At 62.0% G+C, this 23,761-nt stretch carries 22 protein-coding genes and 1 tRNA gene; 6 read left to right on the top strand and 17 right to left on the bottom strand.

Translation table 11 applies throughout. The features are described 5' to 3' along the window. Positions 1 to 12: 12 nt before the first annotated feature. A complete protein-coding gene (locus tag ACJRPG_RS07505; protein WP_407999441.1) occupies positions 13 to 609 on the top strand; it encodes a TetR/AcrR family transcriptional regulator in 597 nt (198 codons plus the stop codon). Here ACJRPG_RS07505 and ACJRPG_RS07500 read toward each other — a convergent pair. From ACJRPG_RS07500 to ACJRPG_RS07485, 4 genes are all read right to left on the bottom strand, one after another. Beyond that, the gene (locus ACJRPG_RS07500) at positions 597 to 1,157 is read right to left on the bottom strand and encodes a thymidine kinase (RefSeq protein WP_407999440.1); all 561 of its coding nucleotides are present in this window, start codon (positions 1,155 to 1,157) and stop codon (positions 597 to 599) included. The genes ACJRPG_RS07505 and ACJRPG_RS07500 overlap by 13 nt on opposite strands. A 45-nt stretch (positions 1,158 to 1,202) precedes the next feature. Continuing rightward, the gene (locus ACJRPG_RS07495; protein WP_407999439.1) at positions 1,203 to 2,471 is read right to left on the bottom strand and encodes a hypothetical protein; all 1,269 of its coding nucleotides are present in this window, start codon (positions 2,469 to 2,471) and stop codon (positions 1,203 to 1,205) included. 101 nt (positions 2,472 to 2,572) lie between these two features. Then, on the bottom strand, positions 2,573 to 4,768 hold the full coding sequence (locus ACJRPG_RS07490; protein ID WP_407999438.1) for an acylase: 2,196 nt from the start codon (positions 4,766 to 4,768) through the stop codon (positions 2,573 to 2,575). A 20-nt stretch (positions 4,769 to 4,788) separates the two neighbouring features. Continuing rightward, positions 4,789 to 5,616 carry a hypothetical protein gene (locus ACJRPG_RS07485; protein ID WP_407999437.1) on the bottom strand — a complete coding sequence of 276 codons (828 nt, stop codon included), beginning with the start codon at positions 5,614 to 5,616 and terminating at the stop codon, positions 4,789 to 4,791. 134 nt (positions 5,617 to 5,750) lie between these two features. On the opposite strand from ACJRPG_RS07485, the gene ACJRPG_RS07480 reads away from it, so the two are divergent. Further along, positions 5,751 to 5,837 (top strand) — tRNA-Leu (locus tag ACJRPG_RS07480). 29 nt (positions 5,838 to 5,866) lie between these two features. Here the strand turns inward: ACJRPG_RS07480 and ACJRPG_RS07475 are convergent. Then, complete coding sequence (locus tag ACJRPG_RS07475; RefSeq protein ID WP_407999436.1) at positions 5,867 to 8,011, bottom strand: hybrid sensor histidine kinase/response regulator; 2,145 nt, start codon at positions 8,009 to 8,011, stop codon at positions 5,867 to 5,869. A 220-nt stretch (positions 8,012 to 8,231) separates the two neighbouring features. On the opposite strand from ACJRPG_RS07475, the gene udk reads away from it, so the two are divergent. Next, positions 8,232 to 8,867: a uridine kinase gene (gene udk / locus ACJRPG_RS07470; protein ID WP_407999435.1), complete on the top strand. Its 636-nt coding sequence runs from the start codon at positions 8,232 to 8,234 to the stop codon at positions 8,865 to 8,867. Positions 8,868 to 8,943: 76 nt separating this feature from the next. Here udk and ACJRPG_RS07465 read toward each other — a convergent pair whose 3' ends face one another. From ACJRPG_RS07465 to ACJRPG_RS07455, 3 genes are all read right to left on the bottom strand, one after another. Then, positions 8,944 to 11,286 carry a hypothetical protein gene (locus tag ACJRPG_RS07465; protein ID WP_407999434.1) on the bottom strand — a complete coding sequence of 781 codons (2,343 nt, stop codon included), beginning with the start codon at positions 11,284 to 11,286 and terminating at the stop codon, positions 8,944 to 8,946. An 8-nt stretch (positions 11,287 to 11,294) separates the two neighbouring features. Continuing rightward, positions 11,295 to 11,822, bottom strand: a complete 528-nt coding sequence (locus ACJRPG_RS07460) for a hypothetical protein (protein ID WP_407999433.1) — start codon at positions 11,820 to 11,822, stop codon at positions 11,295 to 11,297. A gap of 157 nt (positions 11,823 to 11,979) precedes the next feature. Beyond that, positions 11,980 to 12,354 (bottom strand): cupin domain-containing protein, encoded by a 375-nt coding sequence (locus ACJRPG_RS07455; RefSeq protein WP_407999432.1) that lies wholly within the window; start codon positions 12,352 to 12,354, stop codon positions 11,980 to 11,982. A 103-nt stretch (positions 12,355 to 12,457) separates the two neighbouring features. Between ACJRPG_RS07455 and ACJRPG_RS07450 the strand changes: the two genes are divergently transcribed. Continuing rightward, on the top strand, positions 12,458 to 13,279 hold the full coding sequence (locus tag ACJRPG_RS07450) for an AraC family transcriptional regulator (RefSeq protein ID WP_407999431.1): 822 nt from the start codon (positions 12,458 to 12,460) through the stop codon (positions 13,277 to 13,279). Here ACJRPG_RS07450 and ACJRPG_RS07445 read toward each other — a convergent pair. Beyond that, positions 13,265 to 14,155 carry a DMT family transporter gene (locus ACJRPG_RS07445; protein WP_407999430.1) on the bottom strand — a complete coding sequence of 297 codons (891 nt, stop codon included), beginning with the start codon at positions 14,153 to 14,155 and terminating at the stop codon, positions 13,265 to 13,267. The two genes, ACJRPG_RS07450 and ACJRPG_RS07445, sit on opposite strands and share 15 nt — an antisense overlap. A gap of 108 nt (positions 14,156 to 14,263) precedes the next feature. Here ACJRPG_RS07445 and ACJRPG_RS07440 point away from each other — a divergent pair, with 108 nt between their 5' ends. Both ACJRPG_RS07440 and ACJRPG_RS07435 read left to right on the top strand, forming a co-directional pair. Further along, entirely contained in the window at positions 14,264 to 14,797 is a 534-nt protein-coding gene (locus tag ACJRPG_RS07440) for a hypothetical protein (RefSeq protein WP_407999429.1), read from the top strand. Then, positions 14,798 to 15,406 (top strand): toll/interleukin-1 receptor domain-containing protein, encoded by a 609-nt coding sequence (locus tag ACJRPG_RS07435; RefSeq protein ID WP_407999428.1) that lies wholly within the window; start codon positions 14,798 to 14,800, stop codon positions 15,404 to 15,406. Positions 15,407 to 15,430: 24 nt separating this feature from the next. Here the strand turns inward: ACJRPG_RS07435 and ACJRPG_RS07430 are convergent, their stop codons facing one another. From ACJRPG_RS07430 to ACJRPG_RS07395, 8 genes are all read right to left on the bottom strand, one after another. Beyond that, on the bottom strand, positions 15,431 to 16,150 hold the full coding sequence (locus tag ACJRPG_RS07430; RefSeq protein WP_407999427.1) for a DUF6445 family protein: 720 nt from the start codon (positions 16,148 to 16,150) through the stop codon (positions 15,431 to 15,433). Beyond that, on the bottom strand, positions 16,150 to 16,680 hold the full coding sequence (locus ACJRPG_RS07425; protein ID WP_407999426.1) for a DUF4256 domain-containing protein: 531 nt from the start codon (positions 16,678 to 16,680) through the stop codon (positions 16,150 to 16,152). Before ACJRPG_RS07425 ends, ACJRPG_RS07430 begins: the two co-directional genes overlap by 1 nt. A 12-nt stretch (positions 16,681 to 16,692) precedes the next feature. Further along, positions 16,693 to 17,778 carry an ATP-binding protein gene (locus tag ACJRPG_RS07420; RefSeq protein WP_407999425.1) on the bottom strand — a complete coding sequence of 362 codons (1,086 nt, stop codon included), beginning with the start codon at positions 17,776 to 17,778 and terminating at the stop codon, positions 16,693 to 16,695. 1 nt (position 17,779) lies between these two features. Beyond that, entirely contained in the window at positions 17,780 to 18,910 is a 1,131-nt protein-coding gene (locus ACJRPG_RS07415) for an FIST signal transduction protein (protein WP_407999424.1), read from the bottom strand. Positions 18,911 to 19,051: 141 nt separating this feature from the next. After that, positions 19,052 to 21,019 (bottom strand): LTA synthase family protein, encoded by a 1,968-nt coding sequence (locus tag ACJRPG_RS07410; protein ID WP_407999423.1) that lies wholly within the window; start codon positions 21,017 to 21,019, stop codon positions 19,052 to 19,054. Position 21,020: 1 nt separating this feature from the next. Then, complete coding sequence (locus tag ACJRPG_RS07405) at positions 21,021 to 21,848, bottom strand: hypothetical protein (RefSeq protein ID WP_407999422.1); 828 nt, start codon at positions 21,846 to 21,848, stop codon at positions 21,021 to 21,023. After that, entirely contained in the window at positions 21,842 to 22,525 is a 684-nt protein-coding gene (locus ACJRPG_RS07400) for a hypothetical protein (RefSeq protein ID WP_407999421.1), read from the bottom strand. Before ACJRPG_RS07400 ends, ACJRPG_RS07405 begins: the two co-directional genes overlap by 7 nt. Beyond that, on the bottom strand, positions 22,522 to 23,724 hold the full coding sequence (locus tag ACJRPG_RS07395) for a sialidase family protein (protein WP_407999420.1): 1,203 nt from the start codon (positions 23,722 to 23,724) through the stop codon (positions 22,522 to 22,524). Before ACJRPG_RS07395 ends, ACJRPG_RS07400 begins: the two co-directional genes overlap by 4 nt. Positions 23,725 to 23,761 lie beyond the last annotated feature (37 nt).

The raw sequence follows: 23,761 nt of genomic DNA, 5'->3' as shown, positions 1-23,761 counted from the left end.
TGGAAATCTCCCATGGCACGACCAAAGGAATTCGACCGCGATCTCGCCTTGCGCAAGGCGATGATGGTGTTCTGGGAAAAGGGTTATGCAGCCACTTCCGCCGCCGACCTGGTACAGGCCATGGGCATCGGCCGCCAGAGTCTCTACGACACCTTCGGCGACAAGCACCAGCTCTATCTGGAAGCGCTGGCCCTGTATTCGGAAGCCAGCGTGGCGGAACTGGTGCAGAGCATGCGCGCCGCCCGCCCCCTTGAAGCCATCGAGGCGATGCTGATGGCTTTCGCCGCGCGGCCCGAGGAACAGAATGCCCTCGGCTGCATGGGCATCAACTCCATCTGTGAACTGGGATTGCAGGATGAGGCAGTGAACGCGGTGCGCGCGCGCAGCGGCGCACCGCTGCGCACATCGCTGATAGCCTTGCTGGAGCAGGCGAAAGCGGCGGGCGATGCCGATCCCGCGCTGGACCCGGCAGCCGGCGCGGACTTTATCCTTGCCACGCTGGCCGGCATGAAGGTGATCGCGAAAGGCGGCGCCGATGCGCAGGCCCTGCGCTCAGTAGGCGCCCTCGCCGTCCAGGCGCTGGGCCGGGGAAGGCCTCAGACGTCCTGATAGAAGCACTTGGCGCAGACCTGGCGGTAGGTGCTGTTCCCGCCGATCAGCACCTGCTCGCCTTCCAGCACGCGGCTGCCGTCTTCATTGGTGCGGATATTCATGGTGGCCTTCTTGCCGCAGCGGCAGACGGTCTTGATCTCTTCCAGGTTATCCGCCAGCACCAGCAGTGCGGCCGAACCGGGGAAAGGCTCGCCGCGGAAATCGGAACGGATGCCGAAGCACATCACCGGAATATTCACCTGGTGCGCCCAGCGGTGCAGCTGCTTTACCTGGTCGTGGGTGAGGAACTGCGCTTCGTCGATGAGTACGCAGGCCACGTCCACTCCGTCCAGCAGCTCGAAGAAATCGCTGTCCGCATCATAGGTCTGCGCTTCGCGTTTCAGGCCGATGCGGGAGGCGATAAAGCCCACGCCCTCGCGGCCGTCCAGGGCGGAAGTGAACAGCAGCACTTCCTTGCCGTTTTCGTTGTAGTTATGCGCGACCTGCAGCAGGTAGGTCGATTTGCCGGCATTCATGGCGGAATAACGGAAGTACAGACGGGCCAACGGCGCCTCCGGTAAAGGGGTTCGGGTAAAGGGCAGCATTATAAATCACGGCCGCTTGCCCTGGTCCGGGATATTGAAGATGCGCCGGACAAAACTCTCCAGTGCCACGAACACGCCCTCCACCCCGAAGCCCGCAATGAAGGACAGTGCGGAACTGCTCAGGGCCCAGCTGCCCAGCAGGCCCACGTCGTGGCCGCCCGCCGGTCCCGAGGGATTGACGAACAGGCCGATGCAGGCGCCGATGGTGGCGCCCAAAGCCAGCTGCAGCAGGGCCAGGTTCAGGTCGCGCGGCGACAGCAGGCTTTCCCTGATTTTGGAAGACATGGTGCGCACCACCGAGGCGCCCGCCCCCAGGATGCCGTAGCACAGCGGCAGCACCGCCGTTCCGGCCACCAGCGTGACGATGCGCGCCAGCTGCTCATTGCCGCGCCGCCGCTGTTCGTAATTGTCCGGCGCCGGTTCGGAAGGCAGCCAGAAGGTGGCGGCATGGTAGAGCGCCTTCGGCCCGGCCAGCCATTGCCGCAGGTTGCGCCGCGAGCTGGCCAGCTGGTTATCCAGCGAGGCGCGGCGCTCGCACAGCTGCGCCTCCTCGATGCTGCGCGGCGGCTGGGCTGCGCAGAAGCGCAGCGCAGGCAGCGGTCCATCCGGCTTGCCCCCCGTCCACTTGAGCTCCGCTTCCGCGATCTCCTTCAGCAGCGCGATGCGCTGCTCGCGTGCCGCATCCAGATGCTGGAGAATGAGATTGCCCGCCATCACATGCCATGACAGAAAGCAGGTGAAGCTGAGCATGAATATCAGCCCGTATATCGTGCGGGCGATATGGCGGTTGAAGCGCAGCGCCACATTGACCAGTCCCGGAAACGCGCAACGCGCAAGCGTAAGGCGGGTCGGCATTTCGATCGATGAGCCCTTGCCGTTGACGCGGTGGGCGGCCGTGCCATCCCTTTCCTCCTCGGCGGCGGCATGGTGCTGCCTGCGGAGCAGCTTGCGCCAGCGCGGGCGCGGCTCGCGGCGGTCCTCCTCGCCGATGACCAGCAGCGTAAAGGCGATCGTCATGCCCGTGGCGGGACGGGCCGCGGCGTTCAGTATATCCTTGGCGCGCAGCAGCAGGACGGCCTGCCGCACGCGCCCCTTTTCCGTATCCGCCGGCGTGAGGCCGATGCGGCAGATATCGCGGATATGCGGCACGTTCTTGTCGCCGTGGTCGTAGAGGCTCTTGTCCCAGCGGCCGGAGATGTGGTCGAGCAGCAGGTAGACTTCATTCAGCTCGCGGGCAAAGATGAAGTCCTCGATGCGATGGGGGTCCGAAGCCATGGCTCCTCCCGGCGCGAATGTCATATGGACCATTCTGCGCCGGATGAGCCGCGCCGCAGCTTGTCAGCTGCACAACAGCTTGAGCTTGCGCAAAGCTGCGCTTACTCGCCGGGAGCGTACTTGCGTTCGAGATTCTTCTCGATGTCTTCCTTGTAGAACAGCACGTCCTTGAACTCCCCGCGCGCATACATTTCGGCCTGGTCGTTGAAGTGCTTCGAAGCCGGGTCGCCGCTCTGGCCGCCGGCCAGGATGCTGCGCGCCCGGATGCGCGGGCCGAACTCCACGGCCGCCACGAAGCTGTTGCCCCGTTCACCGTAAATGCGCTTGGTGCGCGGCGCGGACACCATGCCGTATGCGGCCAGCGCGCCCCAGTTGCCGGACGCGAAAGGCACGGGAATACTCGGCTTGCTGTCATCGAAGGGCTGCACAATGTCGCCGGTGAGGCGCTGGAAGCGGTTGATTTCCCCCCATGGCGTTTTCCAGCTGCCGAAGTCGGACTGCAGCTTGTCCGAGGCGCGGTTCAGTGCCTCCAGGCGCTGGCGCGGCGTGACCTGCGTGGCCAGGTAGTCCAGCACCAGCATGTCCTGCGCCTTTGCGGCCGGGCCGTGCGTCTTCACCATGTCCTGCAGCCAGAAGATGGCCAGCGAGGTCGGAATGGAGGTCAGCGTATAGCGCATGTCCCAGTCGCGCAGCAGCGTAATCTGCTCGGTGAGGCTGGCCTTCACCAGGTCGCTCGCAGGCGCCTCGTCGTAGGCGCGCACCAGCAGCGGCAGCAAGGGTTCGAAGGCCGTCATCTGGCTGTCGTAGGCGGCGGCGATCAGGGACTCGATGGTGAAGTCCTTCCTGTTCTGCAGCACCCGCACCGCATGGATGCCGCGCGCGTTCTCGGGATTCATCGACATATAGGCCGGATAGTCCTGCGGGCGCGGGCTGTAGGCGCCGGCGGCGGAGAACGGCCAGTTGTTGGTATTCTGGATCCAGCCGTTCTTCGGGTTGAACAGCTGGATGGTGTCCTTCACCGCGTGAAGGCCTTTCCAGTCGGTGGCCGGGTTGCTGCCGTCAACCGGCTTGGTGAAATTGAAGGACGGATCGCGCACCGGAATGAAGTTCCCGTGGAAGTAAGCGATATTCCCGTCCGCATCCGCATACACCGTATTGTTCGAGGAATTGGTACGCAGCTCCATCGCCTTGTAGAACTGCGCGTAATTGCGCGCCTTGGTGCGGATGAAGGACTGGGTGAGCGCCTTCAGCGGCTCATTCATCAGCGCCACCGACACCCACTTGCCATCCTGCTCGCGCACCACGGGGCCGCGATGGGTGAAGTAAGCCGTCACGCGCTTCTCTGCCATGCCGCCGGCGGTCTTGTACGGCAAGCGGATTTCGCGCACCGTCAGCGGACGCTCCCCGGCGCCGTATTTATAGAAGAACTTGCCGTCCTTCTCGCTCACGGTTTCCAGGTATTCGTCGATCACATCGCCGCCGCCGGAAGTGTGCATCCAGCCCAGGCGGTCGTTGAAGCCCTGGTACACGAAGAACTGGCCCCAGGTCACGGCGCCATAGGCATTCAGGCCCTCATTGCTGCTGACGTGGATCTCTGGCCGGAAATAGAAGGAGGTATGCGGATTGATCATCAGCAGCGCATGGCCGGACTTCGTCAGCGCCGGCGCAATGGCAAAGCCGTTCGACCCTGCGGGCTCCAGATCGAGGTCGCTGCCTTTGAATGCCAGCGTGGGTTTCGGCTGCTTGCCGTAGAAGGCCTCCAGCTGGCGCACATCGATCGTTTCGATATCGCCGCCGATGCTGCCCTCGCTGAAGCTGAGCGCCATCCAGGGCTCGAAACGGGTGAGCAGGCGCGGTTTCACCTCCGGATGCTTGTGCAGGTAGAAGTTCAGGCCATCGGCCCAGGCCACCATCAGCTTCTTCAGCCAAGGCGGGCTCTCCTTGTACTGCGCCTGCAGCTGTTCCGGCGTGATGAAAAGCTTCATGCGCAGGTCCTGGTACAGCGCTTTCTCGCCCTCCACTTCGGCCAGGCGGCCCATCGCATTGATGAAATTCAGCTCGATGCGCTTGAAATCATCTTCCGCCTGGGCATACAGCATGCCGAACACGGCATCCGCATCCGTTTTGCCGTAGACGTGTGCAATCCCCCATTTATCGCGCATGATGGTCACGCGCTTCGCGGTGCGCTCCAGCCGCATGGACTCCAGCGGCGACAGGTGGCTGGAAGGCGCAGGCGCCGCCATCACGGCAAGCGGCAGGGCGTACAGCGCCGCCGCCAGGGGATTCAGTCTTGGCATAAACTTACTCCGTCAGGAAATCAGGATGCATCCACCAGCGCCGCGATCCGTTCACGCAATTCGGCATTTTCAGCGCGCAGCGCGGCATTCTTTTCTTTAAGCTGGGCCACTTCCAGGCGCAGCCGCTCCACTTCGCTCAGCGGCTCGCCGGATTCGCTCACGGCCTGCTTGGGCAAGCGCGGCGGGCGCGAAGCGGCGCGCTGTTCGCGGATCTCCTTGGCCGCCTTGCGCAGCAGTTCCTTGCCGCCCGCCACCGCCGCCACCTGTTCGGATTCCGGCAGCGAAGCCACGGTAGCTGCGGCATTGATCGAAATGGTGCCCTGGCGGATAGCCTCCACCAGCTCCGGCGTTGCCGTTTTCTGGATCTTTTCGATCTGGCTGATGGTATTGCTGCTCAGGCGCGCGGCGCGGGCAATATCCTCGCGCGAGGTGCGCGCCTTGGGCGGCGGCGCAAGCTCCTTCTCCGGATCGGGCGGCGCAATGGCCGCATCTTCGGCCCTGGCGCGCTCTGCCTCCTGCAAGGCGCGCTTGGCCAGGATGTCCTTCTGGCGCAGCGCCAGCACGCCGCGCTGGAAGTCGGACACGCTGCGGCGGCCCAGGTGGTTATCAATCATCCACAGCATCACGTCTTCCATCGACTGGAAGCTGGTGTTTTGGGTGACTTTGAAGGGAATGCCGTGCTTCTGGCAGATGTCGTAGCGGTTATGGCCGTCCACCAGCACATCGTCCCACAGCACGAGGGCATCGCGGCAGCCTTCGGCCAGCAGGCTGCGCTCCAGCGTCGCCCGCTCCGCCTCGGTCAGCGGATCGATATATTTGCGCAGTTCGTCGTTAATTCTGATTTGCATGCTTGGTTCATTTCCCGGATGAGGCGCAGGCCCAGCCCAGCGCCGTCCAGCATGCTACACCATCCGCGCCACCCGCCCAAGCCGCCGGGCAAGACTGGAAGTTATCGAACAGGCATGTCATAATAGCGGGCTAGGCCCTGATGGTGAAATTGGTAGACACACCGGACTTAAAATCCGTTGGCCGCAAGGCCGTGCCGGTTCGATTCCGGCTCGGGGCACCAGGATACGAAGCGCCCGGCAGCGGCGCGGCTCAAGGGGACGGCGGCAGTTCCTGCTGAATGGCGGCAAGCGCCGCCTGCAAATCATACGGTTTCGCCAGCAGCGTCACTCCCTGCAGGGCAATCGGCATCTTGCGGTAGCCGCTGGCTACGATGATGCGGACCTGCGGAAACTCGCGCTGCACAATCTGGGCAAGCGACACGCCATCGATGCTGCCCGGCATCACAATATCGGTAAATAATACCTCCACCTGCCCGTTCTGGCGCAGGAAGGCCAGCGCTTCGTCGCCGTTCTCCGCCGTGCTTACCGCCAGGCCGGCACCGCGCAGGCCGGCGACCACGGTTTCGCGCACCAGTTCATCGTCTTCTACAAAGAGCACGCTGTTCGGCTCCCGCGCCAGCGCGGTGAAGGCCTGGCCGGCGGGCCCCACATTACCGGCCTCCTCCACGCGCGGCAGATAAAGCGACACGCTGGTTCCGCGCCCAAGGGTACTGTCCAGCACCAGGTGGCCGCCGGCCTGGGTAGCGAAGCCGAATGCCTGCGACAGGCCCAGCCCGCCGCCCCGGTCCGGCGGCTTGGTGCTGAAAAATGGCTCAACGGCTCTTGCGAGCGTGGCGGCGTCCATGCCCCGTCCGTTATCGCGCACTTCGAGCTGAACCCAGTCACGGCGCTCGGCGCCCTCCACCGGCACCGCCTGCGCCAGGTCGCCCGCCGACAAGTGGATGATCCCCGCGGCTCCAATTGCGTCGCGCGCATTGATCACCAGATTGAGAATCGCCATGTCGAGCTGCGTGGTATCGACCCGTACCTGCCATGCGGAACTGTCCAGGTCGGCCTGCAACGCGATTTCGCGCGGCAGGGAGCTGTAGAGCAATGGCAGCAGCGCCGCCAAGGTATCCCGGGCCACCACCAGCTGCGCATTCACTTCCTGCGCCCGGCCGAAGGACCGCATTTGTCCGATCAGCGCGGCGGCGCGCTCGATTGCCTGCTGACAAGTCACCAGCAACTGGGCCCGGCGTGCATCGTCCCTGGTCAGTTGCGCAAGCTGAACGCCGGAAGACAGCGTCTGCAGCACATTATTGAAGTCGTGCGCAATGCCCGCCGTAAGCCGGCCCAGCGCTTCCAGCTTCTGGCTATGCATAAGCGTTACCATGGCGCGCTCCGAGGCCGCAACGGCTTCGCTGACCTGGCGCTGCAAGTCCTCCTGGTGGCGGGCGATCTGGCCGCTTGCCCCGGCCAGGGCACGGCTGACGAGGTCGGCTTCTACAAAACCGCTGTCCATCGGCGTAACAGCGGTGCCCGCTCCCAGCGCATCGGCCTGTTGGCGCAAACGGGAGATGGGCCCGGTAATCGACAGCGAATATTTACGGGCAAGCAGCATGCCCACACCCAGCACCGCCAGCATGACGGCAACCGCCATCGCGGTGGCCCGGTAAGCCGGCAGGCGCAGTTCGCTGCGCGGCACACTGAGCAGCACCGTCCAGCCGGAGCGGCAGCGGCTGTAAAACGTCACCACGCGCTGGCCGTCCAGCGTTACGCCGTAATACAGGCCGGCCGGCGGCGCATTCGCGATGTGGCTGCGCAGTCCCTGGCGTATCGGTTTTCCCGTATAGAGAGCGCTATCGGCGGAGCGCGCGATGATAATGCCATTGCGATCGGCCACCGTGCCCCGCCAGCTTTTGCGCAGATGGGTTTTCTGCACGAGCCGCGACAGGCTGGCCGCGGGCAGGCCCATGGCCAGGTAATAGACGGCTTTGCCTCCGCGCATCACCGGAACTTGTACCGCAAAGTCAAAACTGCGCCCAACCGGCGCGTAAAACAGGTCGGTCACAACCGGCCCTTCAGGCCCCGCCGCCGTGCGGTAGCGGTGTACGGCGGACACCGCCTTCGGCAGTGGCGCACCAAAGGGAACGCGGGTGTTCAGCAGGCGGTAGCCTTCCAGATCGCTCAATACGATGGTGGCATTGTCTTCTACCGGCACCTGGCTGGCCTGGGCATGGAAGGCAGCCAGGTCAGCTCGGTCGAGGGCGGGCGAAGTGGCCAGCGCGGCCAGGCTGGCCTCCACGTTTTCCAGTTCGTTATCGACCAGCACCGACAGCATTTGCGCCGCCTCGCTCAGTTGCCGTTCCTGCGCGTTGCGCGCTGTGGTGTAAATCTGCCAGGCGACCAGAGCCATACCGAGCAGCGCGGGCAGGAGTACCGCAAGGATAAGGAAAGACAGCTTCCGGCGGATGGTCATAAGATGGACAACGTGAGGTAGGCCGCAATCCGGCGCGTGATGTTACGGAACAGTGCCCCGAACTTGCAAGGCAAATTGTAACATCACGCAACAAGAACGACACATACGCACAACCATGGCCCTACCGGACATGCCGCCGCTCCGGTATCATCCCGGTATGAAACAAAATTCCTCACTTCCGTTTGTCATTGGCGTAGCGGGCGGGAGCGGCAGCGGCAAATCCACTGTAACGCAGCAGGTGCTCGCCTCGTTCGGCACCGAGATGGTGTCGGTCGTCATGCAGGACGACTACTATCTCGACCAGTCCCACCTCAGTCCCGAAGTACGGCGCAAGACCAATTACGATCATCCCAACGCTTTCGACTGGCCGCTGCTGGTGCAGCATGTGCGGGCCTTGCGCAGCGGCGAGACGATCCAGATGCCAGAATACGACTTCACGATCGACAACCGCTCCACCCGGACCATCCCCGTCAAACCCGCGCCGGTGATCCTGATCGAAGGCCTGTTTGCTCTGTACGACGAGGATTTGCGCAAGATGATGTCGCTGAAGATCTTCGTGGACACGGCGCCGGACGTGCGCTTCATCCGCCGCCTGCAGCGGGATATCGCGGAACGCGGCCGCACCGTGGACAGCGTGACAAACCAGTACCTGGAAACCGTGCGCCCCATGCACAAGCAGTTCATCGAGCCGACCAAGCGCCACGCCGACGTGATCCTGCCGCATGGGGCCAATGGGCCTGCGGTCGACGTGATCACGGCCAAGGTGGCCAGCGTTATCGCCCGACAACTGTAACGCTAGCGGCTCACCTCACCAATGAGCACCATCAGCTTGGAGTTTTGCTGAGCAACGCTTTCCGAGCAGTGCTTTGCTAGCTCCATGGGTGGAAAAAGTACAACAGGGAAAAATCGACGGTGTCGCTAAAGGGCGTGCCGACGGTGAGCGCGTTGTAGTGCCAAACCCAATTGTCGAGAATCACCTCGCCATGGTCTCCATAGTGACCCCAAGCCTCACGGTGTGCTTGCCCATGTGTCGAGTCTCCGTCATTAAACAAGGATTCCGAATGCCACGCCCCTCCCGGCATGGCGATGCCCTCAAACGTGATGTCCTGGTTCGTTTCTTCATAGCTGAAAATGGCATGGATATCGAAGACATAGTCGACATCGACATAGCCGCTCGACCAGCTCTCCGTCATAAACTGACCTGGCGCATAGCGCATGATGTCAACCCACTGTCCGGTCCCGTTCGGTGATTCGGTCGTAACGAGATCGCGATTCGGTTCATGGTATTCAGTGTGGTATGTGCCGTCCAGGGCCCTTGCGATATGGTAGGTTGACAGGCCGTCGAAGCTGGTTTGATCATAAATCGATCGGCCGTCGGAATACGTCAGGTCATGGCTATCATAGCCATACCACACATTGTGCTGAGTTGTTTCCGTCAAGCGCACACCGTCAACATCGGGCGCGTAATTGGTTTCGTAATACGTCCCGCCATTGGCGCCATCCCAAGTTGTGCCGTGGTCGCCATTCGCGTGCTGCCACGCCGATGTCACCGAACCGTCCGGGTCGCTCCAGATTTTCTTATAGTTTCCGGCGCTGTCGCTTTCGATCTCCGTAAAAGTACCATCGCCCGGCTGAAGGTAACTATGGAAGTAACCGTTCGTGCTACTTGTTGTGCTTAGGTGATAAGCGCCATTACTAACATCGGTGAGGACCGTACCATGACCATCGTTATCGCTTATTGTTACCGTCCCGTCAGCACTATGCTCCTCTTCATGACTGCTGCCATCCTGGTAACGGTCTGCGTGCCGCGTGTAGCCCCCGCCGCCCACCTGGTCCTCGATCCGATGGCCTGATGCATCTTCGCTCCACTTATCGTAGGTGCCATCGGCATTGAAGCTATAGTTGAAGCCCGAACCGTCAGCGTTCAATGCACTGCTACCATAAGACCCATCTGGATTGCGATACTCACGGACAAAAGTACCATCTGCAAAATTCGTATAAATCGAAAAGGATCCGTCGGCCTGATGAGAATCCACGTGTAGCGTGCCGTGATCGTAGAATCCACTGTCGTAAGCGCCATTCGTGTGCGTGTTCGTCCAGAATTGCGTACCGTCTGCATCCTTCCAGCCAGCGCTATAGTTGCCGTCCTTGTCAGTTTTACTGCTGCCGCTCCCGCCGTCAGCATCGGTCCAACGGTACTCTAGCGAGTCAAAACTTCCGTCTTCAGAGTAGTTGTGAATCTCAGTTTTCTCACCTTCTGGGTACGGTATGGGTTTCGACTGACTACGCGTGACCCCGGTATCCGTACCCTTGAAATCATAGGTCGTCAGTGAAATCGGATCGTAAATGGTTCGCACAACACCGGACGTCAAACCCATACTGTTAAAACTCTGCAGCTTAGCCGGATCCAGATGCAGCGTATCAAAGTCTAATGCGACCTTCCCCTCAGGGGCTTGACTGAGAATGAATTTAAGATCGGACTTCGAGTAATACTCCGGATAGGTCAGCCCAAATTGGAATCGCGTACTGGGGTTAAAGAAAAAGGTCGCACCAACCGCTGCGATATTCTCGGCGTTCAACGAGATGGTGTAACCAGCATTGATAGTGAGGCCGGTGACAGGAGCGCCGTTGCTGTCAACAAAATATGAGCGGTACCCGCCAGCTTGATCTAGCAGATCACGGAATGCAAACTGGGGATTGGTCCCCCGCATGTATGAGACCAGGTCGTTCCAACCGGTGATGTGCGCGACGGCTTCATCGTAGGCGCTGACGGATTGACTGGTAAGCAGCAGCTGGGTGTACTCCTGCATACCAGTCTTTTGCGCCAGCTCGGTGACTCCATTGGTGAACGACTGTCTTGCTTCGGCTACCGTTTCGCGGTGATTGGCATGTTTCACCTCATGGCCCAACAGGATCACAAAGGTGCCAATCGTCTGGTTATTCAAGAGATTGCCAGATGCATCTACAGCGAGCCGGATCTCAGGCAGCTTCTGGGTATCTCCGGGAAAATACGCTGCGGCCGCTCCACTTGAACCATCCATTGGCACAATTTTGGTGAAGCGATTGAGCGCCGCAAGTTCTGTCTCCTCCTGCAACCATTCAGAGTTATTCAATGCGTCCAGTAAGCTCGTGTAAGCATTCGAAGCAGTGCCGTTCGGGAGCAACAAGGCGAATTTATCAATATACGAGGTCAAGAGTGTCGACAACGGCATGCGAGCCCTCAAAGTGGTTGGTCGTCATTGCGGGAATAGCTGGTGAATTCAACTACACAGCCATCCGCATCGGTTGCAAGGGAGATGGCGACCCGAGGACGAACATGCCGTTCGTAGCGAAGTCCACGCAGCTCCATGGTGCTCCTTGCAGTCCACCCCGTGAAGGCGCCATTGATCAGGGGGCGCTGCAAGCATGACGCCGTGCTCCGATCCCCCGAAAGTCGATGAATACTAAGATACCGGCTTTGCTCTCCGCTGGACCAATACGCCATGAAAAGAGTGCCTGGGATCTGCATTTCGAAATCGAGCGCTGGCTGGCCGGACTTTTTAATGATCGGTTGAAACCGAGCGCCAAAGAGCTTCTCAATGCTATCCCTATCGAACTCTGCCCCCGCAGCGATCACTCCAAGCGTCATCCGCTGAATTGCAATCACTTCCGGCTCCAATACGCCCCTCGCCCAGCTACATACAGGCAGCAGAGCAAACGACGCGCAGAACGCGGTGCATAAAATTCTTTTGATAGGAATTAAACTCATGCGGGAAGCTTAGCGCGTCAGGATCCGGCCAAATCTATCCAAATGTATAAATTGCCGAAAAACAACAAGCGTATACGATAATCCAGCAAGAAAAATCGCGAGCTGCACTTTGAACACATGTATTGATACATTACTGTCGCCAAGGTGTAATACTGGTTCAGATCCAGGCATCGGCAACCCGGGTACGCTCGCCTCCTTCGCTGCCGGTATTCACCACGCCACGCGGCTCGATCAGCAGCAGCCTGGTCTCGGCTTGCGCGAAGGGCTTGTGTTCCACGCCCTTCGGCACCACGAACATTTCGCCCTGCCGGAGAATGACATGGCCATCGCGGAAATCGATGCGCAACTCCCCTTCCATGACGATGAACGCCTCATCGGTATCCGCATGGGTGTGCCAGATGAAATCGCCTTCTACCTTGGAGAGCTTGAACTGGTAGTCGTTCAGCTCGGCGATCACCTTGGGAGACCATTGTTCGGCGACCAGGTCGAATTTTGCAGAAAAGTTAATACTCCGGTGTATGGTCGCAGCCATGTGTAGCCTTTCCTCAGGAATGAATGTGGCACAAGGCTAAGCAAATTGCGCCCGGCAATCTTGTACGATTGTGCGTGCGCTTCTGCAGTAGAATTTCCACACGATGAACAAAACCACGACCGACTGGATTCAGCGCGCACCGGGCTCGGACGGCGTGGAGCGCATAGAGGCCTTCTTCGCCGGCGCCGCCTATGGCTTGCACCGCCACGATACCTATGCGGTCGGCCGCACGCTGTCCGGGGTCCAGAGTTTCGTCTATCGCGGCGGCGAGCGCCACAGCCTGCCGGGCGGCACCATGGTGCTGCATCCGGATGAGGCGCATGACGGGCAGGCGGGAACGGAGGACGGCTTTCGTTACCGGATGGTCTATATCGAACCTGCGCTGATCCAGAATATCCTTGGCGGCAAGCCCCTGCCCTTCATCAAGGACGGCATATCGCGCGACCCGCGGCTGTACGCGGCCTCCGAAGCGCTGTTGCAAAGCATGGACCTGGCGATCGATGCGCTGGAGCAGGACGACGCCCTGTTCGACCTGGCCCATGCGCTGGATGCCGCTGCCGGGGCTGCCCGGCGCCGGCAGAACTTCGACTACCGGGCGGCGGAACGGGCGCGCGAATATATCCACGGCGCCCTGCACCGCACGGTGACGCTGGAGGAGCTGGCCGCACAGAGCGGCCGGGACCGCTGGAGCCTGTCGCGCGATTTCCGCCTGCTGTTCGGCACCAGTCCCTACCGCTACCTGGTCATGCGCAGGCTGGACCTGGTCAGGACCCTGCTTGCGCAAGGCGAGTCCCTGGTCAACGCCGCCCTGCTCGCCGGATTCGCCGACCAGAGCCATATGACGCGCCACTTTATCAAGACCTTCGGCTTATCGCCCGCGCGCTGGCTGAAGATGCGCAGCATGCATGCGCTAGCGGTTGGTTAGCGTAACGCCTGCAATCACCAGCAGGCCGCCGGTAATCATCGATGGCAGGATGGGTTCTCCCAGCATGAGCGCTCCGAAAGTCACGCCGAATACGGGCACCAGGTTGTTGAATACGGCCGTACGCGCCGCGCCCAGCGTCTGCACGCCTTCGTAATACCAGACGAAACCCACCGCCGTGCCGAAGGCGCCGAGATAGACGATGGATGCCCATACCTGCCAGTTGAGCACACTCCAGTCCATGTCCGCAATTTCCGTGCTGGCGCCGATCAGGAGCAGCAGCAGGCCCCACAGCGTTGCATAGGTGGTCGCGGCGATCGGCGTCAGCCCTTTCAGCGCATGCCGCCCGATGATGGTGTAAGCCGCCCAGGCACATACCGCGCAGAACATGATGAGTTCCCCTGTGCCGAGCGACTGAGAGATATCGTGCAGCGCACCTTGCAGGTCGCCGCGGCTGATGATGACGGCGGCGCCGGCGAACGCAATGAGAATACCGAGCCACTTGCGCGGCGCCAGGCGCTCGCGGAAGAACAGCGCCTGGGCCAGCGCGGTGACAATAGGGTTGAGCGCGATCAGCAAGGCCGTGCGGCTGGCGGGCATCAGCGACAGCGCCTTGAAAAAGCAGATGTTGTACAGGAAGATGCCGGTCGCGCCCAGCGCGAAGGTCGCCATCGCCTGCTTCAGGGTGAGCCGGGGCAGCCCGCCCTCCAGCTTCCACGCCAGCGGCACCAGCAAGGCGCAGGCCACCAGAAAGCGGCCGCCCGCCGCCATCATGTGCGGCATGAGGTTGGCTATCAGGCGCCCGGCGATGAAGGTTCCGCCCCAGAACATGGTGACGGCGACGAGTTTCAGGTATATCCCGGCTGATGTTGGTTTCATGTTTTAGCTTATTCGGTTCGCCCGTTTCCGCTGGCCGGCGCGAGCAGGTTAATGGGACATGATACTTGTTTCGGCTGAAAAATTTTGGACCGGTCCGATACCTGCGTATTGAACGATCGTGCAGCGGCCTCCCACTGCGCAGGATTTGAGCCGCTTCAGCTTCTGTCCTCGTTTGCATTGCCATCAACGGACCGGTTTTCTACACTGCGCTGTCGCCATCCGCTCGACCACCCCATGCTCAACAATCCCTATCTCGTAGCGCTCGGCATTCCGCTACTCTTGCTGCTGTGCGGCGCAGTTGCAAAGAAGCTTGCACGCCGCGACGACTGGAGGAGGTCCGATTTCTTCCTGGGGCTCGAACTTGCCTTGGCGGATATAGGCGCGGGCCTGGTTTACCTCTACGACCTGCAGAGAATGAATATGAATCATGCCCTCGACACCGCCACACTCGGTATTAAAATCGGGACAACGGCGACATTCCTCGTTATCGCGTTTGGTGGCCTGCTCTGGGTGCTGTCTATTCACCAGGACTGGGAACAGCATGCAGCTAGTGCAAAGGGCCTGATTTGGCTTGGTGTTGTCAGCAATGCCGTGGGCATAATCTTGTTTGCGGTCTTCGTACTGTTTGTGAAGGGTGTTTAAATGAGCCAGGAATCCAGAATCCGAATCATTAGCCTCCTCTTCCTCATCACATCCTTTGTGGCAATGGCGATGTCGACCAGGATCTCCGGTTTTTTGGGGGCGCATACTCTCTTTAGCTACTTCGCTATTGCAACTGCGCTTGTTGGTGCAGGGCTATCAATTTACGTATCACGCCGCTCGCAGCAACTTCGGCAAGGCCGGGTCTACATTATGTACAGCCATGCCGACCGGGCTGCCGCCAGCAACCTCGTTCAAAAACTCAAAGCGGAAGGCTACAATCCCTGGTTCGACGAAGACGAGATTGCTCCCGGCCAGAAAATTCACGAGAGCATACAGAACGGGCTGAGCCAAAGTGCCGTAGCGCTGCTCCTTGTATCGCAGCAGCTTAATCTGGACAATGCGCTGATCGACAAGGAACTGAGCTATGCCTTGCAGAGCGTGAAACCCGCAGACACATCGTTTAGTCCGGTCATACCGGTCCGGCTGGATGATGCCGACATTCCTGCTGCATTAGCGGGGATAAGCTGGATCGACCTGCGTGAGCCCAATGCGTTCGAACGCCTTAATCAAAGTCTCCGGCGGATTCTGGCGCATCCAAGGCTTGCATGACCGAAATCGATTGTCCGATGAGGTTCAATTATTCTCAGCGGCATACTTGCGATAGCGCAGGAAGGCATTCACGGTCAGCCTGCCCTTGGCCGGGTCGGGGTTGAGCAGTTCGGGCGCGTCGATCTGGCCGCTGTGGAAGATGGTGGCGTCGTAGAAGATGGCGCGGTTCCAGGCGGCGGGGATGGTGGCGGTACGCTCGAAGTAGCGGTTGGCGCTGTTGAAGTATTCGGGCGGCACGCCGAGCACCTTCGTGAAGGCGGCGCCGTCCAGCAGCTTCACCTGGTGCAGCAGGAAGTCGATTTCGTCGGGCGATACGAGCGGCCGGTAGAAACTGGTTCCGCCCAGGCGCGCGTCGCCGAACAGGTACAGCACCGCCGCGCAGGCGCCCTCGCCTTCCGGGCAATTGTGCGCGTCGCGATGGCAGATGCGCTGCTGCGGGTTGAGTTCTTCGGGGCGCAGCGTCACGATGGACATGCGCGTGTTCACGCCCGCAGTACTGCGCGCATCGAAGGGCTGCTTCAGGTGCCGGGCAAAATACTCTTCGAAGCACTGGTCGAATTCCGGCGTCATTTTTTTCTCGATGCCGGGATAAGCGTAGGCGGGGTTCGCACTGAACGCGGCACGCCCGGCCACTGCTTCGGCGACCATCTGCTGCGGATCGCTCAGGAAGTTGTCGATGACGAGGCATTCGGCGCCGCCGCCAATCGGCACGCGCTGGATAAGCGGATTCGGATTGAACATCATCAGACCATGACAAAGCCGCGGAAACCGCGCGCCGCGTAATAGGACTCGGCGCCGTTGTGGTAGACGAAAACCTGGCCGTAGCGGCGGTCGCAGAACAGCGCGCCGCCCAGCTTTCGCACGCTGGCGGGCGTCTGCACCCAGCTCGATGTTTTGCGGTCGAATTCACCGAGCGCCTGCAGCGCGCGGTACTGTTCTTCGGACAGCATGGTGATGCCGATGGCGACCGCCATGGCCACCGCGCTGCCGCCCGGCTTGTTCTCCTTGCGCGCCGCCAGCGCTTCACCGTCGAAGCAGAGGCTGCGCCGCCCGGCGGGAGTCTCGGCCGAACAGTCGCAGAAGGTCAGCTCACCATTGGCCTGGTCGTGGCCGATGACATCGGGCTCGCCGCCCGTATTCTCCATTTCCTGCAGTACCTTGAGCTTGTCCTTGCGGGCCTCCAGCCTGGCCTGCACCACGCTCCAGTCCAGGTCCGGGTGGCGGTTCATATGCTTTTCGAAGCGTCCCCTCAGCACGGCGATCAGTTCATCCACCTTCCAATGCTCCTATGTCTCTTGCTGTTCTTCCTGGTGAATCGGCAGCAGCACGCGGAAGGTGGTGCCGCGGCCGACTTCACTGTCTACCTCGATAACGCCGCCATGATTCTGCACGATGCCGTAGGAGACGGATAGTCCCAGGCCGGTGCCCTTCCCCACCGGCTTGGTGGTGAAGAAGGGATCAAAGATGCGCGCCAGGTTTTCCGGCGCAATGCCGCAGCCGGTGTCGGTCACGGAGAACCAGGCCCGGTCACCTTCGGTGCCGGTGCGGATGGTGATTGTGCCACGTCCCTGGCCTATTGCGTGCGCCGCATTGATAATGAGGTTCATGGCTACCTGGTTGATCTGCGAAGACAGGCACTGGATATCCGGCACATCCCCATACTCTCGCACTACATCGGCGCAGTATTTTATTTCGTTGGACACGATGTTCAGCGTGGAATCCAGGCCCGTGTGCATGTTGAACCAATGCCAGGTCTGCTGCGCGTCCACGTGCGAGAAGTCCTTCAGGTTCTGCACGATGGTGCGCACGCGTTCCAGGCCGTCCTTGGACTGCGTCATCAGCAGCGGTATGTCTTCCTGCAGGAACTCAATCTCCGTCTCGCGGCGCAGCTTGGCCAGGGAGCCCGCAACGGCGGGATCAGTGATGCTTTCCTCCGCGTTCTTGTAGGCGTGCAGCATCCGGAACAAGGCCTCCACATAGCTTTGCAGCGTACTGAAATTGGAATAGATATAGCCGATCGGATTGTTGATCTCATGCGCCACGCCCGCCGCCAGCTGGCCGATGGAGGCCATCTTGTCGGCCTGCAGCAGCTGGCTCTTGGTGAGGTCGAGCTGGCGGTTCAGCTCCAGCAGCTCGGAATGGCTGGCCACCATCTTGTCCATGATCTGCTGCTTGCCGGCCAGCTGGTCGGCAAGCTGGCTGTTGCGCCGCCCCAGTTCGCGCGACATCACTTCCAGCGAATTCTCGATCAGCAGCCGGTCATTTTCGAAAGCCGCATAGGCATCGTCGATGGCCCGCACAAAACCGTCCAGATCGACGACCTGATTGTCCTTGCAAAATTTACGCACCTGGCGTGCGAGCAGTGAATGCATGCTAGGCCTCGCTGAACGTAGTCACCGTCATGGTCTGGTTGTGCAGCTCGCAGCGCGCCAGCGCGCTGTGCGGGGCAATTTCGCCGTAGGAATAGAAACCGGCCAGGCGCGCGCCGGCCCCCAGCACTTCGGCTACGCCCTCGGTCTCTTCTTCAATGCGTTGCTGCAGCACCAGCTTGCGGCCGATGCAGCTGATCAGGATGGCCAGCTCGGGAGGCCTGCCATGCAGCTGCAGCAGATTGTCTTCGGCCGCTGCAATGGCGCCGTCCACCAGGCGGTTGAAATTAGCCTTCATCAGCTGCACCCTGGCGCCCTGCGGCAGGTCGCCTGCAAACGTCATGCTCTGGTCTTCCTCGCTGACGCCGAGAATCGTGCGCACCACATAGGTATCGGCGCCGGGCAGGTGCAGGGCCAGCGGGAACAGCAGCGCGGACGATGGCAGCTTCTCGGCCTGCGGGCCGAGGTAGGTCTTGTACAGGCCGAGCGCCGATTCGCCGTCGAGGTCGAACAGCACATTGCCTGCCGAACGGGTAATCACGCGTTCCGGCCCGAAGGCATCCCAGCCTCCGATGGAGCCGAAGCCCACGCGCAGCTGTTCGCTGTAGAAACCGATGGCGGCGATCACGCCTTCGGCCGCGGGCGCATTGGCGATAACCACGGTGCTGCCGAAATCGGCGCCGTCGCCCGCCAGGCCGCCGGTAACGTTCACACCGCGCGGCAGCGCTTCGCGCAGCCCCTGCACCAGTTCACTGCCATTGACCTGGATGCCGTCGGACAGCACCAGCACGTGCCGCAGCTGGGCATCGTGCAGCTGCGCCAGCAAGGCGCTGCCCACGGTGCGGCTGTCGGCCGCGGAATCGCTCTGCGCCATCACCATGCGCACCCGCGTCTGGCTGAAGCGCACGGCGGTCAGCACGAGTTGGCCGTCCAGCACTTCGGTGCCGTAGATCTCGCCCGCCGTACTGCAGCCGGTGATCAGGGCCTGCGGACATGCTTGCCTCAGCGCGGGGAACAGCGCGGGCTCCTGCAGCAACTTCCTGTTACCAAACACGAGCAACCAGTGCACATCTTGCGGCAGTGCCAGCTGCGCAATATCGGAAACGCGTTCAGCCTGAAATTGAAAGGTTTGCATGGTTTCCTTTCGCATTATCAACGATTCCATTGTATTGAAAACGCTGCGGCATGTCGCAACAGTGGTGACGCACGCCAACAACACCGGAGCAGGCCCGAAAATAAAAGAGCCCGGCATTGCCGGGCTCCTTGCTGGAGGCATTTATTTTGAAAGCCGGTAGCGCTGCTCGCGGTATAGCAGCGATGGCAGGATCACGTGCGCCATGGCCTGGTCCACCTGCGCCTGGCTCGGCTGGCGCTCCGTCAGTTGCAGCTCGCCTTTTGCAGCATCGTAGTTGCCGATGATGGGCGGCTGGCTCGGCCGCAGGATGGTGGCCGTGCTGCCTTCCAGCCAGGTGAAGTAGTTATCGAACTGCAGCAGCGCGCGGCCCGGGGTGGTGCTGTCCTTCGCCAGGTCGCGGCCTATCATCGGATGGGTGCTCGAAATACCGATCAGCGACAGCAGCGTTGGTCCCAGGTCGATCTGGCTGGCCAGCGTGCTCACGCGTTTCGGCTCAATATCGGCGCCCAGTATCAGGCCCGGAATATGGAACTTCTTGATCGGCACCAGGCTGTTGCCATAGACGCGGTTGTCGTGGTCGGCCACGATCAGGAACACCGTGTCCTTCCAGTAGTCCTGCTTCTTCGCTTCGGCGATAAAGCGGCCCAGCGCGTAGTCCGCGTACTTCACCGCGTTGTTGACGGTCTGCTTGTTCGGGTCGTGCAGCGTGATTTTCCCGTCCGGGAATTCGAAAGGCTCGTGGTTCGAAGAACTGAAGATCAGGCTGAAGAAAGGCTTCTTCTGCGCGTGCAGCAGCTTCAGGCGCTCCAGCGACTTGTCGAACAGGTCTTCATCGGATGCACCCCAGCTGCCTTCGAACTTCGGCTTCATGTCGCTGCGGTCCACCACGTTCTGGAAGCCGTTGCCGGTAAAGAAGCCGCGCATATTGTCGAAGTGGGCTTCACCGCCGTACACGAACTCCGTGTGGTAGCCCTGCTTGCCCAGGCCCAGGGCCAGCGTGTAGAAGTTGTGCTGGGCCAGCGAGAGCTTGACCACGCTGCGCGCCGGCGTTGGCGCATAGCCCGCCACCACGGCCTCGATGCCGCGCACGGAACGGGTGCCGGTGGCATACAGGTTCTCGAACCACCAGCCTTCGCCTTTCAGCTTCTCCAGCTCCGGCGTTACCGGCAGGCCGCCCAGCGATTCCACGAAGGTGGCGCCCAGGCTTTCTTCCAGGATGATGACGAGGTTCAGCGGCCGCTCGCGCTGCACGGCCGCCTGCTGCGCGTGCAGGGTGGGCAGCTCGGCGTTGGGGAACTGGTAGCCGCGCAGCCATGGCGCCGCCTGCACGGTGCTCAGCACTTTCTCGCGCGGGAATTTGCCGTAGATCTCGGAGGAATTGGCCTCCTTGCTCATCGAGTTGATGGCGTCGAGCACCGACCAGGGCGAATTGATGATGAGCGAATTGACCATGGCATCGCCGCTCAGCGCGAAGGTGGCCGGGTTGGCCGGGCGGTGGTCGGTGGTGGAACGGATCTGCACCGCCACCAGCAGCACCAGCACCGGCCAGCTGATAAGCACCACCTTCGACGGCCACATCACGGTGTGGGCCGAGGCCGAGTTCAGCACGCGGAATACCGTTACGCCGAGCAGGATGGTGCCCAGCACGCCCAGGATCAGCGCAAGGCGGAAGCCGTTCCACAGCGTGGCGGCCACCTCCTTGGGATAGGACAGGTATTCGATGAACAGGCGGTTCGGCCGCAGGTCGAACTGCATGAGGAACTGCGGCGTGGACAATTCCAGGAAGATGATGAACAGCAGGCCGAGCCCGGCCCAGGCGACGGTGAGCAGTTTCCAGGGGCGCATGGCAAAGCGGTGCGCCAGGAAAGGCGCCAGCAGCAGCGGCGGCACCAGCAGATAGCCGAGCAGGATCAGGTCGGCGCGCACGCCCTGCACCAGCATTTCGCCCAGCAGGCCGGTGGCCTGCACCCGCTGCCATTGCCATGCAATGAGGCAGATGCGCGAAAGCGACAGTACGGCAAGGCCTGCAAACAGCATCTGGACCAGCGTAGCGTAGGGTCCAGCCCAGCGGGTGAGTCCGGCCACCCGTGCCGCGAAGCGCTTCAGCATCTTAGTCAGCTCCGCCTGGTGCGCCCATCATTGCGCCGGCGCCGGCACTCAGCAGCCAGGCGCACAGCAGCAGGAATACCATCAGCACGGCGAACAGCTTCGATACACGGCGTGCTTCGGCGCCATTTTCGAATAGGGCAGGCTGGCCGTAGCCCAGGCCCACGAAGTAGGCGGCAAAAATGGTGGCCATGTAGTGCACCGCGCCGAACATTTCACCCAGCTCCCCCTTGCGCTCGTGGGAGATCAGCAGGTGCGACAGGATCACCAGCACCAGGTAGACCACCGCTGCCGGCAGCGGCGGCAGGTAGACGCCCATCTTCTCCACCCAGTTGCGCACGGCGGGACGCCAGCGCGCCACCAGCGGCAGGATCAGGTTGTGCGTGAGGCCAACCAGCACGATCAGCTTGAGCAGGATGGTCTTGTGGATGCTGCCCTTGCTGCCGATGGCAATATTGTGCAGGTTGGTTTCGGCCTGGCGGTTATTCTGCTGGAAGAATTCCGGCGTCTGCACGTGCAGGATGCGCTGGAACCAGCTGATCTCTTCCAGTGCCGCCAGCGCCACCACGGCGCTCATGCCCAGCAGCGCGAATACCACGAAATCGAACTTCGAACGCTGCCAGCGCTCGATGGCGGCGAAGGCCAGCAGGCCCGCGGTCATGGCGAAGCAGAGGAACTGCATCCATTCCACGATGCCGTCTTCCACCAGCAGGCGCTGCAGCTGCGCCGCGTCGTTCGGGCCGGACCACGCCACCGCCAGCAGGAGGATGAAGAGATTGATGGCGATGCCGGTAACAATGACCGGATGAGAGAACCATTTGCGGATTACCACTGACCTGCTCCTTTATTAACAATATTCGCTGCCACAGCGCCCTGCGGGGCCGCTACGGCAGGTTCAGCTTCCAGGATACGGCGCGAGCGGCGCCAGGCCAGCGCCGCCAGCGAGACCACGGCCCAGCCCCACAGCAAGGGGTCCAGCAGCGCGTCCCACAGGTTCCCGCTCGGCAGGCGCAAAGCCGAAAACAGCACCACGGCAGCCAGCACGGCGCCGGCTTGCGCGCGCGGCTGGCCGCGCACGATGGCCAGCACGCACAGCGCGGCAAGCATCAGCGCAGCGAGCGGCGCCCCCAGCGGACCGAAGCCCACATAATAAAGCCCCAGCGAGGTCAGGCCCATGGTGTCCACATACAGCAGCAGGCCGGCCGCCGCGATCACGGCTGCCAGGCGCGGCTGCATCACTTTCTGCGGCTGCCCTGCCTGCACCAGGCGCAGCAGGCAACAGGCCAGCAGCAGGCCGCTGGGCCAATGGAAGGCCAGGGCCAGCCAGTAGGCGGGCGACAGGGAGCCCGGCAGCAGCGTCAGCGCGCACAGGCCGGCCAGCAGCCCCCACACCAGGCGCGGCGAGCGCCGCAGGCCCAGGGGCAGCAGGCTCACCAGCAGCGCCGCCAGCACAGCGGCCCAGGCCAGCCGGCCGTAAATGATTTGCAGGGCCAGGTCAGGAAGGGTCATCGGGCTGCGTCTCCAAATTCCAGGTCATACACATGGTGTGCGATCGCCTGCCGGCGCGAAGTATAAGTGATGTGCAGCTCCTTGCCGACCTGGTGCAGGTCGGGATAGGAAAATTCTTCGCCCGCCTTGCCCTGTTCGATATCGGTCACGCGCTTCCAGCTGCGGCCGTCCTCGGAGATGGAAAGGCGCAGCGTGCTGCGGTCCGAACCGCCGGGCACCACGTGGTTATGCAGCAGCACCACGCTGCCATTGCTCAGGCGCAGGGCGCTGAGCGAGGTGCCCTGGTTCGGCAGGTCCAGCGCCGGCAGGTCGTCCCAGTTTTCCCCGGCATCGGTGCTGCGCGCGTGCTGGATGCGCTGCTCGTCGCTGGCATCGCGCATCCATGCATGCACTTCCGACGGCGACACCGGCACGATGGTCGGCTGCAGCGTGGTGATGCGGGCGCCGATGCGCGACATCCAGCGCGGGTCGCCACGCTGGTCGAAGGCCATCATCATCGGGTACTTGATGCCGATTTCAAAATACATGGGCAGCAGCCAGCCGCCATCGGCCAGGCTGACTGCGGAATTGCGCACCAGCACGCTGGTGTTGAACAGCGGCGACATCGGCAGCAGGCGCTTGACCTTGAAGGTCTTGCCCAGGTCCTGCGACGCCAGCTGCACCAGGCGCGAGGTAGCCCAGCCGCCCATGCCGGTGGTGACGACGAAGAGATCGACGCGGCCATCGGCCGAGGTCCAGGCCACCGGGTTGCCGATGCGGCGCACGCCGTAGCCCAGGCCGGCGCCCAGCGATTCGCGGCTGGCCACCACCCAGGGAGTGCTCCACTTGCCGTCCTTCCAGTGCGCGGCATAGACCTTCACGTCCGGCCCGCCTTCGCGGCTGCCGGCCCACCAGAATGCGGCAATGCGCCCGTCGGGCAGCGGCGTGAGCGCGCTGGCATGGGCCGAAGGCGCATTCGGCGGCGCGGGCAGCAGGGAGTGCAAGCGGGGGGTGAAACTGACCTTGCCGGGCTGGGCCGGGGCAAGCGTCATCCGGGCCGGCGCTTCATGCGCCAGGCGCGACCAGCGCAGGTATTCGGAGCCAAAAATCGCCAGGACGGCGGCAACACACAAGAGTTTCCCGAGTACTGACAGGCTGCCGGCTCTGGCGCTGCTGCGCTCCGGGCTGGCAGGGGCGCTTGCGCGCAACCAGAATTCCATTATTGTGTCCTATGGCGGAAGATCGGTTTGCCTGTGG

Origin of the sequence: Pseudoduganella rhizocola, assembly GCF_045984285.3 — a bacterium.
Taxonomy (GTDB): Bacteria; Pseudomonadota; Gammaproteobacteria; order Burkholderiales; family Burkholderiaceae_D; genus Rugamonas.
This window is presented reverse-complemented; position numbering and strand designations above follow the sequence as displayed.